At 55.6% G+C, this 20,689-nt stretch carries 15 protein-coding genes and 2 tRNA genes; 7 read left to right on the top strand and 10 right to left on the bottom strand.

Features of this window, described 5'->3' with window-relative positions; translation table 11 throughout:
- The first annotated feature begins 8 nt into the window (after nt 1–8).
- The gene (lpxK, locus tag B5G10_RS03795) at nt 9–1,118 is read left to right on the top strand and encodes a tetraacyldisaccharide 4'-kinase (RefSeq protein ID WP_087423424.1); all 1,110 of its coding nucleotides are present in this window, start codon (nt 9–11) and stop codon (nt 1,116–1,118) included.
- A gap of 7 nt (nt 1,119–1,125) precedes the next feature.
- On the opposite strand, the gene B5G10_RS03790 is transcribed toward lpxK, so the two are convergent.
- Both B5G10_RS03790 and ung read right to left on the bottom strand, forming a co-directional pair.
- Nucleotides 1,126–3,504, bottom strand: a complete 2,379-nt coding sequence (locus B5G10_RS03790) for a TonB-dependent receptor (protein WP_087423423.1) — start codon at nt 3,502–3,504, stop codon at nt 1,126–1,128.
- A 156-nt stretch (nt 3,505–3,660) separates the two neighbouring features.
- Nucleotides 3,661–4,323 (bottom strand): uracil-DNA glycosylase, encoded by a 663-nt coding sequence (ung, locus tag B5G10_RS03785; RefSeq protein WP_087423422.1) that lies wholly within the window; start codon nt 4,321–4,323, stop codon nt 3,661–3,663.
- Between the two features lie 222 nt (nt 4,324–4,545).
- On the opposite strand from ung, the gene B5G10_RS12895 reads away from it, so the two are divergent.
- Nucleotides 4,546–4,668 (top strand): hypothetical protein, encoded by a 123-nt coding sequence (locus B5G10_RS12895; RefSeq protein WP_255375257.1) that lies wholly within the window; start codon nt 4,546–4,548, stop codon nt 4,666–4,668.
- 129 nt (nt 4,669–4,797) lie between these two features.
- On the opposite strand, the gene B5G10_RS03780 is transcribed toward B5G10_RS12895, so the two are convergent.
- From B5G10_RS03780 to serB, 4 genes are all read right to left on the bottom strand, one after another.
- Nucleotides 4,798–4,874: transfer RNA gene (locus B5G10_RS03780), tRNA-Arg, on the bottom strand.
- A gap of 57 nt (nt 4,875–4,931) precedes the next feature.
- A tRNA-Arg gene (locus B5G10_RS03775) sits at nt 4,932–5,005 on the bottom strand.
- A 124-nt stretch (nt 5,006–5,129) separates the two neighbouring features.
- Complete coding sequence (locus B5G10_RS03770; RefSeq protein ID WP_087423497.1) at nt 5,130–7,418, bottom strand: patatin-like phospholipase family protein; 2,289 nt, start codon at nt 7,416–7,418, stop codon at nt 5,130–5,132.
- A gap of 42 nt (nt 7,419–7,460) precedes the next feature.
- Complete coding sequence (gene serB, locus B5G10_RS03765; protein WP_087423421.1) at nt 7,461–8,687, bottom strand: phosphoserine phosphatase SerB; 1,227 nt, start codon at nt 8,685–8,687, stop codon at nt 7,461–7,463.
- Nucleotides 8,688–9,213: 526 nt separating this feature from the next.
- Here serB and B5G10_RS03755 point away from each other — a divergent pair.
- From B5G10_RS03755 to B5G10_RS03740, 4 genes are all read left to right on the top strand, one after another.
- Nucleotides 9,214–9,705 carry a TlpA disulfide reductase family protein gene (locus tag B5G10_RS03755; protein WP_087423419.1) on the top strand — a complete coding sequence of 164 codons (492 nt, stop codon included), beginning with the start codon at nt 9,214–9,216 and terminating at the stop codon, nt 9,703–9,705.
- 229 nt (nt 9,706–9,934) lie between these two features.
- Nucleotides 9,935–10,486 carry a DUF4924 family protein gene (locus B5G10_RS03750; protein WP_087423418.1) on the top strand — a complete coding sequence of 184 codons (552 nt, stop codon included), beginning with the start codon at nt 9,935–9,937 and terminating at the stop codon, nt 10,484–10,486.
- Nucleotides 10,487–10,501: 15 nt separating this feature from the next.
- Nucleotides 10,502–11,368, top strand: coding sequence for a dTDP-4-dehydrorhamnose reductase (rfbD, locus tag B5G10_RS03745; protein WP_087423417.1), 867 nt, complete (start codon nt 10,502–10,504; stop codon nt 11,366–11,368).
- A gap of 4 nt (nt 11,369–11,372) precedes the next feature.
- Nucleotides 11,373–12,953, top strand: a complete 1,581-nt coding sequence (locus B5G10_RS03740) for a peptide chain release factor 3 (RefSeq protein WP_087423416.1) — start codon at nt 11,373–11,375, stop codon at nt 12,951–12,953.
- A gap of 384 nt (nt 12,954–13,337) precedes the next feature.
- On the opposite strand, the gene B5G10_RS03735 is transcribed toward B5G10_RS03740, so the two are convergent.
- Nucleotides 13,338–14,225: a hypothetical protein gene (locus tag B5G10_RS03735; RefSeq protein ID WP_087423415.1), complete on the bottom strand. Its 888-nt coding sequence runs from the start codon at nt 14,223–14,225 to the stop codon at nt 13,338–13,340.
- A 251-nt stretch (nt 14,226–14,476) separates the two neighbouring features.
- Between B5G10_RS03735 and B5G10_RS03730 the strand changes: the two genes are divergently transcribed.
- A complete protein-coding gene (locus B5G10_RS03730) occupies nt 14,477–15,385 on the top strand; it encodes a LysR substrate-binding domain-containing protein (RefSeq protein ID WP_087423414.1) in 909 nt (302 codons plus the stop codon).
- Between the two features lie 103 nt (nt 15,386–15,488).
- Here the strand turns inward: B5G10_RS03730 and B5G10_RS03725 are convergent, their stop codons facing one another.
- The 3 genes from B5G10_RS03725 to B5G10_RS03715 form a co-directional block, all read right to left on the bottom strand.
- Nucleotides 15,489–17,240 carry a phospho-sugar mutase gene (locus tag B5G10_RS03725; RefSeq protein WP_087423413.1) on the bottom strand — a complete coding sequence of 584 codons (1,752 nt, stop codon included), beginning with the start codon at nt 17,238–17,240 and terminating at the stop codon, nt 15,489–15,491.
- 121 nt (nt 17,241–17,361) lie between these two features.
- Nucleotides 17,362–19,005, bottom strand: a complete 1,644-nt coding sequence (locus B5G10_RS03720; RefSeq protein ID WP_087423412.1) for a C69 family dipeptidase — start codon at nt 19,003–19,005, stop codon at nt 17,362–17,364.
- Nucleotides 19,006–19,025: 20 nt separating this feature from the next.
- Nucleotides 19,026–20,681 carry a M23 family metallopeptidase gene (locus B5G10_RS03715; protein ID WP_087423411.1) on the bottom strand — a complete coding sequence of 552 codons (1,656 nt, stop codon included), beginning with the start codon at nt 20,679–20,681 and terminating at the stop codon, nt 19,026–19,028.
- Between the last annotated feature and the right edge of the window lie 8 nt (nt 20,682–20,689).

Below are 20,689 nucleotides of genomic sequence, written 5' to 3'. Positions count from 1 at the left end.
GATTTCACATGTACGGCAAATCGATTAAGATAAACCGTTGGCTCATCCCGCTCAGCTGGCTCTACGGCCTCGGGACGGGAATCAGGAACAAACTCTTCGACTGGGGCATACTCCCGGCCGAAGAGTTCGACATTCCTGTCATATCGGTGGGGAACCTGGCAGTGGGCGGTACCGGCAAGACTCCCCATATCGAGTATTTAATCGAGTTGCTGCAGCACAAATACCGGGTGGCCGTACTCAGCCGGGGATACAAGCGCAAGAGCCGGGGATTCGTCCTGGCCGACGCTTCATCGACGGCCCGCGACATAGGCGACGAGCCTTACCAGATCAAACGGAAATTCCCCGACATAGCCGTAGCTGTCGATGCCAACCGCCGCCGGGGTATCAAGCGGTTGAAAGAGCTGCTGCCCGACCTCGACGTCGTGCTGCTCGACGATGCCTTTCAGCATCGCTATGTATCGCCTCTGACCTCGATCGTACTCACCGACTACAACCGGGCCCTGCACCTCGACAAGCTGTTGCCGGCCGGCCGCCTGCGGGAGTCGCGTCACGAACTGTCGCGTGCCGACATCGTGATCGTGACCAAATGCCCGGCCGACATGAAACCCATCGAATACAACATTATCTCGCGCTGGCTGCACCTCTTCCCCTACCAGCACCTCTACTTCACCACCCTCGACTATGGCAAGTTGCAGGCGGTATTTCCCGAGAAGTGCACTCCCCGCGAACTCGATTTGAACGAGTTGCCTGCCCAAGCGGGAGTGATGACCCTCACAGGTATCGCCAATCCCCGCCCCATGCAGCAGTACCTCGCCCGGTTCTGCACCCCGCAGGAGGAATTGCAATACCCCGACCATCACCACTTTACCGACAACGACCTGCGCGAAATCGCCCGTCGGTTCCAGACTCTGAAGGGCGAAACAAACTACCTCATCACGACCGAAAAAGATGCGGCCCGGTTGCGGTCGGCTTCGCTCGACGACGCGGTAGCACAAAGGCTCTATTACCTGCCCATACGGGTGCGCTTCATGCAGTATGCCGGCACCTCGTTCGACGAGAAAATACTGGGCACGATTTACAAGAACCGCCGGGTAAAGCATCCCCGCAAACCGGCATGAGAAGAGTCTAAAACTCGACCGTTATTCCCAAGGTAGGCAGAATTACCCCGCTCTGCTGGGCTATGTATTTCATGCGGTAACGCTCCACACCGGCCTCATCGACATAGGTTTCGCCCGTGCTGATGAGCAGCGGCTGGTTGTCGTACTTGAAATTCAGCAGATTCTGTAAATCGACATAGAAACCCAACATCACCCCTTTGAAATAGAACGACTTATCGACTCGCAAGTCGATTTCGTAAAAGGTCTTGAGACGCCCCGTATTGTACCGGCCGTAGTCGTAGTAGGGCCGTGCCGTGGCATCCCAGGCCGGCACAAGCGACGAGATGTATTCGTCGTAAGGCGTGTAGGGAGCCCCGCCCATCAGCCTCACCTTCATGCCAATATCCCAGTTCTTGGGCAACTTGTAGGTACCCGACAGGGTGAAGAGATGGCGGTAGTCCCAAGCCGAGGGGAGGTAACGACCGGTAACCGGATTCTTGAACTGGCTGCGATACCAGGTATAAGAGGCCAGTGCCGTGAAACGCCCCATTCCCATCCAGCGAAGCATCACCTCAACACCATAGGCCCGCCCCCAGGCCGTCGAAGCGGCAGCCTCGTTGCCCGACACCCCGTAGTCGGTACCCTTACAGGCCAGCGGGATACTGTCGGTGAGCGAGAGCGGCGAGTGGGCATAGCTCTTGTAAAAGCCCTCGACCGTGAGCCGGGCCCAGCGATTGATGTAGTACTCCACCCCGGCTACCGCCTGGTCGGAACGGATGTATGAAAGACGCGGGCGATTCACAAGCACGCCGTCTTCCTGATACCCCATTGTCGTGTAGGCGGGCAGCTGGTAATAACGGCCTATGCTCCCGTTCAGATAGAGGTTGCCCACCACGTTGTAGGAGAGCGAGAGCCGGGGCGAAAACTGGTCCCACAGATTGTCGGTGCGCCAGGAGTAGTCGCAACCATCGAGGCGGAAGCCCAACGAAGCGGTGAACCGCTCGTTGGGCGACTTATATCCCGCCGTGGCAAAGAGGCCCCATCGGAACAGGCCCAAATCGGTCGAATAGCGTATCTCGCGAGGCTCCCGGGTAAATGCCCGCTGGAAGGTGCGGTTGGTATAGACGGCATAATCGAGATTGAGTCCGGCCGTGATGTCAAAAGCTCCCAGCAACGATCGGTTTTCAAAACGCAGGTGATTTTCGGTCTCGGTCGATTTGAGACGCAGCGTCAGGTTCTCGGCCGCCGACTCGTCGTTGTCACGATATTTCACGTTGCTGTTGCTCATGTAGCTGCGGCTCAGAACCACCGTCTGGGTGTGATTGCCGGCATAGTGCCGGTAAACGGTCCCCAACGTATAGGTATTCTGCTTGATAGTAGGCAGGTAGTTGAGCAGATACTGTTTCGACTCGTCGGCAGGGTCGGTCTCGGTATTGAGTTTCATGTCGTCGATGGCGCCCAGCCCCAGCACGGTGAGTTCGTGCGCCGGCGAGAAACGGGTCTTTATCTTGAACTGGGCATCGGTATATTGGGGCAGAAACGGCATATCGAGCAACGAAAAGAGCAGTTGCAGATAGGATTGCCGCACCGACACCACATAGGTGGTGCGGCTGCCGATATGCCCCTTGGAACCCAACGCCAGCTCCGAGGCTCCCACAGTGCCCTTGAAGGTATAACGGTCGGGAGTGCCGTCGAGAAGTTTGAAATCGAAAACCGAGCTCAACGCATTGCCCCGGCTCACCGGAAAGGCACCCGTATAGAAATCGACCTCGCGGATGAGGTCGGCATCGATAATTCCTACCGGACCGCCCGAGGCCCCCTGCGTGCTGAAGTGGTTGATGTTGGGAATCTCCACCCCGTCGAGGTAGAACTTATTCTCGGCAGGGCCACCACCCCGTATCATCAGGTCGTTGCGATAGCCGCCACCCGCGACGGTAGCCACCCCGGGAAAAGCATTGACCACCTTCGAAATGTCGCGATTGGCCCCCGGACTCTTCTCAATCTCCTGCACCCCGATGACCCGACGGGCAATGGGGCTCTCGACCGAGCTGCGGAACGGGGCCGCCACGACACTCACCTCGCCAAGCGACACCTGCGACTCGTCGAGAGCGATATCGAGCGTATAGTCATAGGAGGTAATACGAAACTCGGGCGACACGTAGGTCTTGTATCCTACCGACGAGACCTGCACCCGGTAGGCTCCCGGCGGCAAATTGCCCATGCGGTAATTGCCCAAAGAATCGGTAGTCGTTCCCCGCGAAGAGTTCCAGACAGCTACACTCACAAAGGGGATACCCTCGCCGGTAGCCTGCGAGACTACCCTACCCTTCACGGCATAAGTCTGTGCCCCCCAGGCACAAACCACCATACACACACAACACACAATCAGTAAATACAATCGCTTCATAGCTCGTCGATTCCCTATGAGGAGCTCACGACCAAACCGCAAGCCACCACAGGAAATATACAAACGGGCCACCCCTTTTGTTCATACACCAAGCGAACCTCATGGGCCGAAACGGGAATAGGGAAAGAGGAGAGGAAGGAGATGAGACCTACGACCTCACCAGTCGATGGGCGTCATGCCCCGGCTTTGCAAAAAAGCGTTGGCCCGACTGAAGTGGCGACAGCCGAAAAAACCATGGTCGGCCGAGCGGGGCGACGGATGTGCCGCCGTAAGCACCAGATGTTTGCGGGTATCGATAAGCGACGCTTTTGCCCGGGCATAGCTCCCCCACAACATAAAGACGAGATTTTCGCGCTCGGCACTCAACTTGCCGATAACGGCATCGGTAAAGGTCTCCCACCCCCTGTTGCGATGCGAACCGGTCTCGTGGGCCCGCACGGTGAGTACCGAGTTCATGGGGAATACTCCCTGCCGCACCCAGCGGTCGAGATTGCCCGACGACGGAACAGGCTTGCCCAAATCACTCTCAATCTCCCGAAAAATATTATACAGCGAACCGGGAATGGCTACCCCCTCGGGCACCGAAAAACAGACTCCGTAATATTGCCCCGGATTGGGATAGGGGTCCTGCCCCAGAATGACCACCTTCACCGCCTCGAACGGACAGGTATTGAACACCTGGAAAATCTCATGCCCCGGCGGCAATACCTGAGCCCGGGCGTACTCGCTCCGCACGAAGGCAACCAAACGCTCGAAATAGGGTTTGTCAAACTCATCCTGCAACCGTCGGCGCCAACTCTCCTCGATTTTTACTCTCATCGCTTCAACTATGTAACAGCAAAGATAGCACATCGATTATAAAAATATCCCTCCCCACTTCGCATATAAACCGGCCAAAATTTGTTTTCTCCTTAAAAATAGCAGTCCATTCGTTTCATACCACAATCTTTCTATGTATTTTTGGACGTTCAACAAACGGGACAGCCAGTATGCTCCACTCACGGTTAGTCGTTCTGGCAATTCCACCCTTTTATTACGACCATGAAACACAACCTCAAACGCACTGCCCTTCTGCTGCTTTTGGCCGCATTTTTCTCGATTCTACCCTCCTGGGGAAACGACAACTACCAACCCTCCTTCTCGACAGCCGGGTTCTTGACCTAACCTACAAAATTTATGTTCAATCTAACGAATCCCTCAGTTTTTTACGTTGAGCCGATTTTTACATTGAGCCCCTCCCCCCACACACGTATAAAAAAAGAGATAGCCACTCGATTGAGTGGCTATCTCTTTTGGTGACTCCGACAGGATTCAAACCTGTAACCTTCTGATCCGTAGTCAGATGCTCTATTCAGTTAAGCTACGGAGCCAATCCATATTTTGTTTTTTCATATCGGCCGTCCTCGCCTGGACGACTGTGCATTGAGTGACTCCGACAGGATTCAAACCTGTAACCTTCTGATCCGTAGTCAGATGCTCTATTCAGTTAAGCTACGGAGCCGTTTGCGGATGCAAAGATAGGAATTATTTTATTCGTGTGTATCTTTTTTGTGAGTTTTTTTATCGTCTTTTTTTACAGAAATGGCTATCGCTCCTATTTTCAAATGCATAGACTCAGATTTTTTTTACTCGAGGAACCTGGGACTGAATACCAACAAACCTATGTTTATGCCAAAATTCCAGTTGCGGGCGGGGTAATCGTAGTAATTGGCATACAGACTTATCGAAGCAAACGAGAGGTTGAGCACCACCGAACTCTCGCCCATGAAGTGATATTTGGTAAAGGCCTTTCCATAATAGGGCTCATAGTTGGGTCCTTCGTAAATCTGCCTGAAGGGGGCGAAGAGGTAGAACTCGTTTCGGAATTGCAGGTTGTTCAGGATTTTCCAGATAGGAATCACCCCGGCAGCCAGATATTGCGTGGAGCGGAAGGCCGGGTTGAAGATGGTTTGGCTATGAGGCGTGGGGGTAAATGCCGGAGCCTGTGCCAGGGTGGAGGTGTAGTTGCTGAGTAACCCTTTGCTCGAGACGACAGCCTTGCCGCGGAGGCCCAACACGAACTTGTTGCCAAAGGGAATATAGGTGTGGATGTTCCCCTCAAGTTGCAGCCACGAGAGAGTCTGTGTCCGACCCGTTTGCAAAGAGGTATCGTAGGGAGAGAAACGCTCCTTGCCGTAGGCGAGCAGCCCCAATACCGAACAATCGGTACCGGCGGTGGGGTACATATAGCTGTTGAGGTTGTTGCGGTCGAACTTCATCGAGGCCATAAACAGGTTGTAGCGGCTGCGATCCTGCTCATTGGACGAGAAATCGACCGTGTTGGACTGATAATACTTGTCGGTCATCGACCCGTAGCCAACCGACACGACGGCTTTCGAACTGGTGAGGAACGGCAACCCCAGCCTGAACTTGACATACTGCTCGGACTGGGTGATGAACGAGGGCATGCGGTCGGAGTAGAAGAGAGTCTCGTTTTGATAAAATTTCTGTTTCGAAGCGACTGCCTGCATCTTGAGATACATGGGAATAGCGGTCTTCAGGTCGAACCGCGCCGAAAATATGCCCGAGGTGTAGGACTGTCCTATTTGCCCGGTGAGGTCGAGGTCGAGCGAGTTGAGGCTCACGGTGCGGTAGTGTGCCCCTATGCATATCTGGTTTGAACTGGTCGATGAGATAAAGCCACCCATACCCACAGCCAGCTGGTCGTGCACCTTGGCTTTGATGTCGAGGTTGAACATGCCGGTAGCCTTGTCGTAGCGGGCATGGGGAATGAGGTCGGATATCTTCCCGTCGGAGATGGTCTTGTAGTAGGCCGCCTTGGCATCCTCGTCGGTAAAGGTCTCGTCGGAATCGAATTGCCGCTTGATATACTCCTGCTGCTGATGGTTTCCCCCCTCGACCGAAACGCTGTTAAAAACCAGATCGGGAGTCTGGCTCTTGAACACCATGCGCTGCAACTGGCGGGTCTCTTGCGACAGCTCCCTGGGAATGCGGCTCTTGATCGAGTCCATCAGCTCCATGGCATAGTCATAGCCTATCTTGGCAATCTGCCGGGCCTTGGGGAAGTCGAGCAGCCCCACGTCACTCAGGTTGAAGCGCATCAAGATTCCATCCTCTGGATCGAGGGTATAGTCGCTCTTTTGCATGACCATGTTCTCAATCTGGTTGATGAGGTCGTCTTCCTTGGGCTTATCGATTTTGGCGGCTACGATACTCCCGATGATAATGTCGGGGTTGAAGTCCGATTTCATCACATCGACCGGGAAATTGTTGTAGATGCCCCCGTCGTAAACCAGCACGCTGTCGATTTCGATAGGCTTGAACACGAAGGGGAAACTCATCGACGCCCGCACGGCATCGCCCAAATCGCCGTCGCGCAACACCACCTCGCGCTTGTGATAGACATCGGAGGCCACGGCTCTGAAGGGGATGAACAGTTTGTCAAAATCGCCCTCGCACTGGGCCGAATAGGGTGCAAACAGACTCATGAACGCATAGTTCATGGGGAAGGGATTGATGAGGCTGTTGGGCAGAAAGTGGGGCTCGAACTTGGAAGAGTCTTGCAGGGCCACGTTGAACGAAACAATCTCGGGCGAGGGATCGGGTTTCTTGAAGTAATAGACATACCGCTCGTCGAAGATGCCCCGTGACCACAGGCTGAAGTCGTCGGAGAGAATCAAATCAAGCATTTCGTCGGGGGTATATCCCATGGCATACCAGGCCCCCACGATAGCGCCCATCGAAGTGCCGGCCACATAATCTATGGGCACATTGTTCTCCTCAAGTGCCTTGATGATGCCAATATGCGCTATACCTTTGGCCCCGCCACCGCTCAATACCAAGCCCACGGTCTGGGCCGGCAAATGCGTCCAGACACACAACGAGACCAACAGCAGCATCCAAATTCGTTTCATAACAATCGCAACAAGTTCAGAGGGATGCGACAATACTATAAGTTATTTTGTTTCAGAGATAAACGAATCTTTGAATCCGATAAAGTAGAGCACACCGTCGAGTCCGATGGTCGAGATCGACTGGCTGGCATTCTCTTTCACCTTGGGTTTGGCGTGATAGGCTATGCCCAACCCGGCGGCACTGAGCATGGGCAGGTCGTTGGCGCCGTCGCCCACGGCAATGGTCTGGGCTATATCCACATTCTCGACCTGGGCGATGAGTTTCAGCAACTCGGCCTTGCGCCGACCATCGACAATATCGCCCACATAGCGACCGGTAAGTTTTCCATCGACAATCTCCAGTTCGTTGGCATAGACATAATCGATGCCGTAACGCTGTTTCAGATAGTTGCCGAAATAGGTAAATCCACCCGAGAGGATGGCAATCTTGAAACCGGCCCGCTTGAGCACCTGCATGAGGCGATCGACCCCCTCGGTCACCGGCAGCGACTCGGCAATCTCTTTCATCACCGACTCGTCCAGCCCCTTCAGCAGGCTCACCCGACGGGCAAAGCTCTCGCAGAAGTCAATCTCACCCCGCATGGCCGACTCGGTAATGGCTTTCACCTCGTCGCCTACACCGGCCCGCATGGCCAGCTCGTCGATTACCTCGGTCTCGATGAGGGTCGAATCCATATCGAAACAGATCAGGCGGCGACAACGGCGGTAGATGCTATCTTCCTGCAACGAAATATCGATACCCAACTGGGAAGAGAGTTGCATGAACGACGACTGCATGGCCACCTTGTCCTTGGGAGTACCCCGCACCGAAAGCTCGATACACGACTTGGGCGGCCGCACATTCTCGTCGAGCGGGATACGCCCCGTGAGCCGTTGTATGGCATCGATATTAAGCCCCTGCTCGGCCACGATACGGGTCACCTCGCCTATCTGACGGGCCGTAATGCAACGCCCCAAAATTGTAATGATGTAACGGTTCTTACCCTGCAGTCCTACCCAACTGTTGTATTCCTCTTCGCTAATGGGCGAGAAACGGATATTCACATCGAGCTCATAGGCCTTGAACAAAAGGTCTTTGAGAATCTCGCCCGACTTGGTTTCATCGGTCTTGAAGAGAATACCCAGCGAGAGTGTGTGGTGAATGTCGGCCTGGCCGATATCCAGGATAAAGGCATCGTAACGCGCCAATACCTCGGTCAACGCCGTGGTTACACCTGGTTTATCGGCACCCGATATGTTGATAAGAATAATTTCGGTCTTCGGTTTCATGTTGTTATTGAATCTATCGAATCTCGCAAACCAGCCCCGCCCGGCAAGAGTCATACACCCTGCACGGGCTGCGCCGTCTGCCATCAATCAGAGCCACAAAGATAATGCAATCGGTGGCAGAAACAAAGCATTTGCCTTCTTACTTTGCAACCAAGAGCCATCTTTGCCCCTCCTCGAAACCGAGACGACAGCCTCCACTGGCCGGCCCCGTTCACAAGCAAAAACTTCCACGAACCCATTTCTCAAAAACAGGCACCTACAAGACTCGGGCAAAAGCGAGAGATTCTGGCATTAACATTTAAAGATTATCCTGTATATCAATCGATTATAAATTACACAATGTTAAATACAGAAATATATTTGGTTAATTCCCTAAAAACACTCAACTTTGCCGTCGAATTTATGGGTTCCCGGTAGCAAAGGAAGCGTCCCGCGCAAGAGGAACTAACCGCTGAAAATCAGCGGGGTCTGCCGTTTCGGTGTGACGCCCCAACGTCAGATTTAGTATGAACCATAACACTTCAGTATGAAGAAAACAAAGTCAGTTATTGGTATGCTGGCACTGATTTTATTGTTTTCGTCGGCCTTCAACCCGGTAAAAAAAGGTTTGAAAGAGGGAGAGCAAGCACCGCAATTGAGCGTGCAAAATGCTGTAGATAGCGTTTCGCTCGAGTCGCTGAAAGGCCGCTACGTACTGTTGAACTTCTGGGCTGGCTACGATGCCCCCTCGCGTATGGAGAACATACGATATGCCCGGGAGATCGACAAGAACGAACTCGAAAACATCAGTCTCGTATCGGTATCGTTCGATACCAACCGCAAAGTCTTTGAAGAGACTATCAAACGAGACGGACTGGATGCCGCTACCCAATTCTATGACAAGGACGGCTCACGGTCCGAGATATTCGCCGATTACCGTCTGAACAAAGGATTCGCCAGTTATCTGATTTCGCCCGAGGGTGTTATCATCGCCAAGAACCCGAATCCAGAACATTTGACAAAACTTATTCGTCAATAATCAAAAACCGCCGCTGTCCATTTTTGTTCAACGGCGGTTTTCTTTTTTTCGCCGGTCCCGCAACGGCTCTGCCCCGGCAACCGGGCAGCTGTTATTTTTGCCGGGTAACATTGCGACAGCGAACGATTTGTATTAACTTTGCGGTCGATTTCGGGGACGGCATCTCCCGGCTATGTTCTGCGAGCCGACGCTCCCGAAGGGTCAACCGTCAAGGAAAGGAAGCAACAACATGATTATCGCCAGCCAAAAGAAAAAAGAGAATATCGCCGAATACCTGCTTTACATGTGGCAAATCGAGGACCTCATACGGGCCTACGGGCTGGACATAGACCGCATACAGCAACAGATTATCGACCCCTACGATATCTCGCCTGAGCAGAAGAAGGCAATGCGCGAGTGGTACGAGTCGCTCATCGACATGATGCATGCCGAGGGGGTGGAACAGAAGGGTCACCTGCAACTGAACAAAAACGTGCTCATCGACCTCACCGACCTGCACCTGCGGCTGCTCAAATCGACCCGCGAGCCGTTCTACGGCGCGGCATTTTTCAAGACCCTGCCCTATATCGTGGAGCTGCGGGCCAAGGCGGGCGACGAAAAGGCGGGCGAACTGGAGACCTGCTTCAATGCCCTCTACGGCGTACTGTTGTTGCGCCTGCAAAAAAAGGAGATCAAGCCCGATACCCTGAAGGCCATCCAGCAAATATCGTCGTTCCTCTCGCTCCTGGCCGAGAAGTACAAGCAGGACAAGGCGGGCGAACTGAAACTCGAAAACGAATAAAAAACATATAGAACCATGTCTAAGAAAATACTTATCACCGGCGCAAACGGCCAACTGGGCCACGAGATGCGTAACATTCTGGAGGGCGACAGCCGCTTTGAATGTATCTTTACCGACGTTGCCGAACTCGACATCTGCGATGCCGACGCAGTGAATCGTGCCGTGGCCGAGAACCGGGTGGACTATATCGTGAACTGTGCCGCCTATACCCAGGTGGACAAAGCCGAAGACAACGTGGAGCTGTGCCGCAAGATCAACGCCGGGGCCGTTGAGAATCTGGCCCGGGCAGCCGCCTCGTGCGGAGCCCGCATGATACACGTCTCGACCGACTATGTGTTCAACGGACGGGGATACCGCCCCTATACCGAGGATATGACTCCCGAGCCCCAGTCGGTTTACGGATCGACCAAGCTCGAGGGCGAACAGGCCCTGCAAAGCCTCTGCCCGCAAAGTGTCATCATCCGCACCGCCTGGCTCTACTCGCCCTACGGCAACAACTTCGTGAAGACCATGATGCGGCTGGGCACCGAGCGCGACGAGCTGTCGGTCGTTGCCGACCAGATAGGTACCCCCACCTGCGCCGCCGACCTGGCCCGCGCCATCCTCGCCGTGCTCACGGCCGAGACCTTCGTGCCGGGCATCTATCACTTCTCCGACGAAGGGGCCTGCAGCTGGTACGACTTCACGGTTGCCATCCATCGACTGGCCCGCATCTCCTGCCGAGTGAACCCCATCCGCAGCGACGAATATCCCAGCCGGGCACACCGTCCCTTCTACAGCGTGCTCGACAAGAGCAAAATAAAACAGACCTACGGCATCACCATTCCCCACTGGTACGAAAGCCTGTCGCATTGCATCGAAATTTTACAAGAAACCCATTGACATCGTGAGTACACTTACAGACGAAATCAGTAAACGCAGAACATTTGCCATCATCAGCCACCCCGATGCCGGTAAGACCACTCTTACCGAGAAGCTGCTTCTCTTCGGAGGCGCCATACACATTGCCGGGGCGGTGAAATCGAATAAAATCAAAAAGACAGCCACATCCGACTGGATGGAGATTGAGAAACAACGCGGTATCTCGGTAGCCACCTCGGTCATGGGCTTCAACTACGGCGACTACAAAATCAATATTCTCGACACCCCGGGTCACCAGGATTTTGCCGAGGATACCTACCGCACCCTTACGGCGGTCGATAGCGTCATCATCGTAGTCGATGTGGCCAAAGGTGTAGAGACCCAGACCCGCAAGCTCATGGAGGTGTGCCGCATGCGCAACACGCCGGTGATTGTCTTTGTCAACAAGCTCGACCGCGAGGGGCGCGACCCCTTCGACATCCTCGACGAGTTGGAGTCGGAGCTGAAAATCAACGTGCGCCCGCTCAGTTGGCCCATCAACATAGGCCAGAAGTTCAAAGGGGTTTACAACATCTATGAGCAAAACCTCAACCTCTTCACCCCCAACAAGCAGGTGGTGACGGAGCGCATCGAGCTCGACGACGTGAACAGCCCCGAACTCGAAGCCTACATCGGCGAACAGGATGCCGAGAAACTGCGCGCCGACCTCGAGCTCATCGAGGGGGTCTATCCCGAGTTCAACGTCGAGGACTATCTGGCCGCCCGCACGGCCCCCGTATTCTTCGGGTCGGCCCTCAACATGTTTGGTGTGAAAGAGCTGCTCGACTGTTTCGTCAAGATAGCCCCCTCGCCCCGCCCCGTCCAGGCCGTGGAGCGACTAGTGCGTCCCGAGGAGGAGAACTTCACCGGTTTCGTATTCAAGATTCACGCCAACATGGACCCCAACCACCGCAGCTGCATCGCCTTCGTCAAGGTATGCTCGGGCAAGTTTGAGCGTAATGCCAACTACAAGCACGTGCGCAACAACAAAATGATGCGCTTCTCGAGCCCCACCGCCTTCATGGCCCAAAAGAAATCGGTGGTCGATGAGGCCTACCCCGGCGATATCGTGGGTCTGCCCGATACCGGCAACTTCAAGATTGGCGACACGCTCACCTGCGGCGAAGAGCTCCACTTCAAGGGGCTGCCCAGCTTCTCGCCCGAGATGTTCAAGTATATCGAAAACGACGACCCCATGAAGTCGAAACAGCTCAACAAGGGCATCGACCAACTCATGGACGAGGGCGTGGCCCAGCTCTTCATCAGCCAGTTCAACGGCCGCAAGATCATCGGCACCGTGGGCCAGCTGCAATTCGAGGTCATCCAGTACCGACTGCTGCACGAGTATGGCGCCCAATGCCGCTGGGAACCCATCAGCCTCTACAAGGCCTGCTGGATCGAGAGCGACGACCCCGAGGCCCTCGAGGCCTTCAAAAAGCGCAAGCACCAGTTCATGAGTGTCGATCGAGAGGGCCGCGATGTCTTTATGGCCGACTCGAGCTATGTGCTGCAAATGGCGCAGAACGACTTCCCCAAGATCAAATTCCACTTCACCTCCGAGTTCTGATCCCACTCCAGGAGGTAGGGCGAAACAATACCCCATTTACACACCGGGGGGTTGTGCACAAGCACACCCCCCGATTCTTTTATACCCGGGTCCAGTGCGTGAGTCACCCCGCACCCCGATGCGGGGTCCAGTGTGGGGCCTCTTATGGATAGGGCCTTTACCCGATATTCCTGGATTCCGCATCAAGTGCGGAATGACCGGGAAGCACCGCGTCGGAGCGCGGTATGACGAGGAAGCGCGGAATGACGGGACGGCGGGGCCCAGTGGCGCGGAATGACGGAACAGCGGTATGCCGTGAGACAGAACACCCCAGGCGAAGGGCTTTCCCTTCGCCTGGGGTGTTTTTGAGCCGGCCTGTCGCTCGGGTGGCCGGAAGGAGCCGTTTCACTCGGCCACTACCACCACCCGGCTGTTGGGCAAGTCGGGGATATAGATGTGACCGTCGGCCACGGAGATATCGGCAGGGCCGACCAGCGGTTGTTCCAACTCGACCGATACCGGGGTAACCGTTCCGGTATTCAGGTCGATACGGCTCAACCCGGCCGGAGCCCAATTGGTGATGTAGAGGGCGGTGCTGTCGGCCGAGAAGGCGATGCCGTCGTATTGTCCCGGGGCATCGATGACCTTCTCCAGGGCGGGAGCAGCGACATTGGCCACGCGATAGATGGTGTGCTCGGGGCGGGTATTGCCGTCGGCGGGATAGGAGGCGATGTAGAGCGACTCTCCGTCGGCGAGCAATCCGTTGGGACCGGGCACGGTGAGCCACTCGACGGGAGCGCCGATATTGGCCATGTCGCTGATATCGATCTTGAAAATCTTGTCGGCATTGGTTACCGAGGCGTAGAGGGTGTCGCCTACGGCGGCCAGGTCGTTGACAAAGAGGCATCCCTCGGGCAACGAGAGGATGCGGGGCTGGGCCTCGCGCCGGGCCAGATCATAGACTACGACTTTGTTTACATCGCACACGAAGAGATGGCCCTTGCCGACATACATGCCCTTGGGGGCCGAGAGGTTGCCGTCGGCGGGGATGAAGGTCGAGGTCTTCCCATCCTTGTAGTGGAGGATGTAGCCTTTGCCCTCGGTATTGAGGGGATTGAGCTGTTCAGTACCGAAGTTGGCGATGAGCAGGCCGCCGTCGTAGGGATAGGTGCTTTCGCAGAAACGGATTCCTTCTTGAACGACTACGGGTGCCTGCGACACCGCTTTCTTTTGCGTGCAGGCCGATACCAGTAACGACAGTCCCAGGCAGGCCATAAAAAAGATTTTTTTCATGAGTGATGATGTTTTTAATTTAAATTGTATAACCAATGTGTGTATGAGCGGCTGGCTGTCGATGTCCCGGTATGGAGAGGTGGTTGCTCTGCCCCCCCGATTTCTGCGCAGCCGGGAAAGGGCCGTGCCGCCCCTCCCCTACTTTATCCGCCCTATAAATTTGGAACAAATCTAATGCAACGAAAAATATTTGTCTATATTTGCAAAACAGATTTTTTCAATAACATCTATCGATAAAACCGATTAAGGAGATGGAACTGCGTCAACTGAACTACTTTAAGGCGGCTTGCGAACTGCGCAACTTCTCGGAGGCGGCGCGGGTGCTGAATATCTCGCAGAGTACGCTGTCGCAACAAATCAAGCAGCTGGAGGAGGAGCTGGGGGTGCTTCTCTTTGACCGCATAGGCAAACGCATCATCCCCACCGAGGCGGGTATGGCGTTTCTGCCCTATGCTCAAAAGACGATACAGGATGCGACCGACGGCAAGCAGATGATACGCGATCTGAAGGGCATACGCACCGGGCAGTTGCACGTGGGGGTAACCTACAGCATGATCTCGCTCATGATCCCGGCACTGGAACAGTTTACTCAAAGCTATCCCGAGATAAGGATACACGTTACTCAAGGCACTTCGGAGGAGTTGCTGCAACTGCTCGACAGCCATGAGCTGGACTTGCTGCTCTCGTTCAAACCCCAGGCCATGAGCAACGACCTGGAGACGGTGCCGCTCTTCCTGTCGGAGCTCTACTTTGTGGTGCACCACTCGCACCGACTGGCCTCGCTCTCGTCGATCACGCTGAAACGCCTCGCCGAAACGCCGCTCATCCTTCCCGAGCGGGGCTTTGCCACCCGCAAGAAGATCGAGGAGCTGCGCCGCAAATACCGGCTGTCGCTGGCCGTGGGCATAGAGATGAACGACGTGCACACCATTCTGCATCTGCTGCGGGGCGGCTACTGGGGCACCATACTCACCCAGGCAGCGGTGGCCAACGAGCCCGACCTGGTGCAGATTCCCATCCTTTGTGCCGAACCGCTCACCTCGCCGGGCTACCTCTTCTGGCCGCAAGGGAGCTACCGGAAGCGGGCGGCCTCGGCCTTTGCCGACTGTCTGCTGCGGGTGATACGGGAGGGGAGCTTCCGCCCGATTCCCCACGAATGAGGCCATACCCCCCCCAAAAAAAGACACCCCCACGAAACGTCGTTTCGCGGGGGTGCTATCTTTTCAAGCCGCAGCGTCATGCGCGGCTTCGTGGCGTGGAGAATCAAATGCCCAGCTCTTTCTTGATGGTCTCGATTTTGGCATCGGCAGCAGCGTTGGCGGCATCGTAGTCGGCATAGCTGTCCATCTTGATGCCACGCACCTCGATGTAGAACTTGATCTTGGGCTCGGTACCCGAGGGACGAATCGACACCTTGGAACCGTCGGCGGTGAAGTATTGCAGCACGTTGGAGGTGACGGGCATATCGAGTTTGCTCTTCTCGCCGGTGACGGGGTTGACAGACTCGAGCGAATCGTAGTCTTTGACCAGTACCACGGGCGAACCACCCAACTCTTTCATGGGGTTGGCACGGAAGCTCTTCATCATGGCCAGAATCTCTTCGGCTCCCGATTTGCCCTTGCGAACGACCGAGATGCCTTTCTCCTTGGAGTAGCCATATTTGATATAGATGTCTTGCAACATCTGGTACATGGTCATGCCCTTGTCCTTGGCCCAGGCGGCAATCTCGGCCATGAGCGAGATGGACGAAACGGAGTCTTTGTCGCGCACGAAGTCCTCGGGGAGGAATCCGTAGCTCTCCTCACCGCCACCGATGTAGCGGGCTTTGCCCTCGTTCTCGCGGATAACCGAGGCAATCCACTTGAAGCCGGTGTAGCAGTCGTACATCTTGAAGCCGTTGCGCTCGGCAATGGTCTTGATGGTCTCGGTCGTAACGATGGTCTTGACGATGTACTCGTTACCCTTGAGCAGCCCCAGCTCCTTGTTGCGGGTCATGAGGTAGTTGAGGAATATCATCACGATTTGGTTACCGTTCACGAGGATGAACTCGCCCTTGTCGTTGCGCACGGCCATACCGATACGGTCGGCATCGGGGTCGGAGGCTACGACGAGCTCGGCATCGGTCTCGATGGCTTTCTTGATAGCCATGTCGAGGGCTGCGGGCTCCTCGGGGTTGGGCGAAACGACGGTGGGGAAATCGCCGCTGACAACGTCTTGCTCGGGCACGTGGATGATGTTGGTGAAGCCGAAGTTCTTCAACGAGGCGGGAACAAGGCGCACACCGGTACCGTGGATAGGCGTATAGACGATTTTCATGTCGTGGTGGTGAGCGATGGCCTCGGGGCTGAGCGAGAGGGTCTTGATGCGGTCGAGGTAACGACGGTCGATCTCCTCGCCGATAATCTCGATGAGTGCGGGGTTGCCCTGGAACTTCACATCCTTGACCGAGGTAATCTTGTTCACCTCGTCGATGGTGTTCTTGTCGTGGGGGGCAATCATCTGGGCACCGTCGCTCCAGTAGGCCTTATAGCCGTTGTACTCCTTGGGGTTGTGCGAGGCGGTGAGGATGACACCACTCTGGCAACCCAGCTCGCGGATGGCGAACGAAACCTCGGGGGTAGGACGCAGGGCGTCGAACAGATAGACCTTGATGCCGTTGGCCGAGAAGACGTCGGCAGCCACCTCGGCAAAGCGGCGGCTGTTGTTGCGGCAGTCGTGACCGATGGCTACCTTGATCTGGGGCAGGTCGGCAAAGGCCTTCTTCAAATAGTTGGAGAGACCTTGTGTGGCGGCACCCACGGTGTAGATGTTCATGCGGTTGGTGCCTGCACCCATGATACCGCGCAGACCACCCGTGCCAAACTCGAGGTCTTTGTAGAAGGCCTCGATGAGGTCGGTCTTATCTTCGTTGTCGAGCATGGCTCGCACAGCGGCTTTCGTCTCTTCGTCATAGCCTTCGCCCAACCATACCTGGGCTTTGGCCTCTACTTGTTTCAATAATTCTTCGTTTTCCATATATTCAGAATTCAACAGTTAATTATTTTCTTCTGTGACAAATTTAGTTATTTCCCCGAGACTGGTGCAAAAATTGAGAAAAAGTTTCTCATCATTTTCGCGCTTCGGGGGAAAAACAGGGTTAGAACTGCGGGGCTTTCTCGAGGAAACGGTCGCCGGTCTGACGCACAATCTCTTCGTAGTACTCCTTGGAGTAGCCGGGGAAGAGCGGCGAATCGGGCAAGCCGTAGCCGTTGTCCTTGAAGTGGCCGTTCTCCTCGCGCTTGACGTTACCGTCGAGGAATTTGACCATGAGGTACTCGCCCAGTTGCTTCCAGCGGGCGGTCGAAGCCTCGGCGGCCTCGCAGCTGTACTGGGTGAGGAAGTCGATGGCATCGGCAGGCGAAGTGGCATAGAGGTCGGCGGCAGCCTTGTCGATGGCGGCCTGGCGGGTATTGAGCGAGGTCTCGACGGCGGTCTGTACCTTGCGGATATCGCCAATCATGGGCTCGTAACGGGCATAGGCCATGTTGGCTACCCAGTTGTGAATCCAGAAGGCCGAGGTCCAGGAGAAGTCGTACATCGAGCCATTCTTGGGGCTGAAGCACTCGGGCACCCGGGTGATGCTGCAATACATGGGCACATAGATGCAGGTATTGGCATCATCGGCACCAAACCAGAGCACGCCGCCCACGGCATCGGGCAACCAGTTGCGCATCTGGCCCACAAGCGTGAAGCCGGTCTGCTGCGTGGCGATGGCCCGCTCCATACAGTAGGATTTACCCTCGACCTCGAACGACATGGGGCGGAAACGGTATGGCACCTTGAAGGGACCGGCCCCTACATCCTGCGTCATGTCGAAGGGGGTACCCTCGAAGTGGTCGCGCATGGCCTCTTTCATATCCTGCACCGAGAGTTTGCGCGAAGGCTTGATGTAGAGGGGGAAAGGATTATAGGTCTCGCCATTGATATAGGGCAGGTAGCTGTCCATCGTGGCGTCGTATTTGCGGAAGAAGGCCCACACCCGGGCATCGCAGGCCCGCAGGGCTCCGAAGTCGGCAGGATAGTAGGTCTGTGCAAAACTGAAATCCTTGTTCAGCCCGTCGAAGTAGCCCATCTCGCGGGCAAACGAAATGACATCGGGCGAGTAGAGGCAGTTCTCCTTGTCGTCGAGCGGTATCTGGTGGATGCGGGGATAGTTGGCATGGCCGGCAATGCAGTCGTCGGGGATGCGCACGGCTACCCACACGGCGCCACGGCGGCCCGGACCTTTACCAATGAGGTCCATAATCCAGACCTCGTTGGGGTCGGCAATGGTGAAGGACTCACCGCTGCTGCAATAGCCATACTTCTTGACCAGGCCGGTCATCACCTTGATGGCTTCGCGGGCAGTCTTGGCCCGCTCGAGACCCAGCTGAATGAGCGAACCATAATCGATAATGCCAGTCGTATCGACCAACTCGGGACGCCCGCCCCAGGTCGATTCGACAATCGTGAGCTGATGCTCGTTCATGTTGCCCACCACGGCATAGGTGTGCTCGACCTGTTCGATTTCGCCCAGCGGTTTGTTGGTGTCCCACTCGACAATCTTACGCATGGAACCTTTGGGCCAGTCGGTTGCCGGCGACGAGGTGAGCGCTCCATACAGCGTATGGGAATCGGCCGAATAGGTTACCAACACACTCCCGTCGGCCGTAGCCTGCTTACCGGCTATCAAACTCGTACAGGTCCAAGCCTGCGGCCAGGCGGCCACGGTCAAAAGAGATAAAATCGCAATTTTCTTCATATCTAATCTATTGTTGTTATTTACCATACAAATGAGCCGGAATACTCCTGCTCGTTACCGCACATATCGGTGGCGACTACCCGCAAGGTGTGCTTGCTGCCCTTTTTCACCCGGTTGCTCTCGAGGCGATAGGTGATGCGGGCGGTCTTGCCGTCCAGTTCGAAGAGGACAAACTTGCCGTCGATTTCGCCCCGGTAGCTCTTGAGCCCACTTGCGGCATCGGCAATCTTGAGGGTCACGGTTCCGCGCGACCAGCGTTCGGGGGTTACCGGCTGAATGGTGGGCGGTACCGAGTCGAAGGCTACTGCATAGGAGCCGAAGTTGCGAATCTTGGCCTTGTACCAGCCGTCGGCATACTCGCCGATCACGGGATAAAGCCGGCTGCCTTTGATTCGTACCAGATAATACTGGGCCTTGTTGGTGGCCACATCGCGGGTGAGCCGTATCGAGAGGTCGGCCGGACGGTGAAGCGAAATCTCTTCGAGGCCGATTACCTGAGTATCGGAGTAGTACCGGCGCGACTCGAGTTTGCGACGGGTGAAATCGATGTTTTCATACAAAGCCCCGGCGGGGACAAAGAGGCCGAAGTCGTCTTTCTTGTAAAGATTGTCCACGGCATAGGAGAAGTAGATGCCCGACTTGTGCGGCTCGACAGGCTCCTGTAACTTGCCGACGAGCGAAAAGTTCAAGACCGACTGGTTGCCGTCGTAATCGGTGAGCACATAGCGGCATCGGTAGGTGCGCTCCTCACCCACATGGAGGATACCGTGATTCTCGACCTGCTTATAGATCGAGCGCAGTCGGTTGCCGGGGGCCACATAGGTGCGCATGATTTTGCCGTTCTCGGTATAGCTGTTGATGTAACGGGTCTCGTCGAACGAATAGCGATAGATGCTGGTCGAGAAGAAGAGGCTGTCGTCGATATACAAATCGACCTGATGCACCCCATATTTGTTGGCCGTGCCGGTCATGCGGTCGTAGGCCTCGATGCCAAACGACACATCGCCCCACACCGGCACCGCATCGGCCACCGTGTAGGAGCTGGCTTTGCTGCGGGTCACATTGCGCTCGATCCGGCGCGACGAGTTCTCCATGACTCCGGCATGGGTATAGATGACCAGCCGACGCACCTCGGGAGCCACATCGTCGGTAATATACTGCGAAAGCCACTCTTGCGGGTCCATGGGATCTTGTGTGGCGGTATCGCGAATATCGAGATGCAGATGAGGCCCACCCGACGATCCGGCGTTGCCGCTGTAACCAATGATATCGCCCTGCCCCACGGGAATCTCGCCCTCGGCAAATTCGCAATCGATCGAGAAGTCTTCCTGTTCATACTGCATGCGGCGCACAATCTCGTCGATGAAGGGGGCAAAACTTTTCAGGTGACCATAGACAGTCGTCAGCCCCGAAGGGTGGTTGATATAAATTGCACGACCGAATCCCCACGGCGAAACGACCACCCGCGACACATAGCCGCCATCCATCGCATAGACAGGCAGGCCGGTGCGGCCCTGAGTTTTCAAATCGATTCCCGAGTGAAAATGGTTGGGACGTAACTCTCCGAAATTGGCACTCATCAACAAAGGTATCTTCAACGGCGCAATCATTTCGCCTCGGCACACGGGAGCAACGAGAGCCAAAGCCACTCCCAGCCATATACCATGTAAACGCATATTATCCT

Origin of the sequence: Barnesiella sp. An55 (genome assembly GCF_002161555.1) — a bacterium.
In the GTDB taxonomy this organism is placed as follows: Bacteria; Bacteroidota; Bacteroidia; order Bacteroidales; family Barnesiellaceae; genus Barnesiella; species Barnesiella merdipullorum.
The sequence above is the reverse complement of the archived record's forward strand: the minus strand, read 5'-3'. Positions and strand labels throughout refer to the sequence as shown.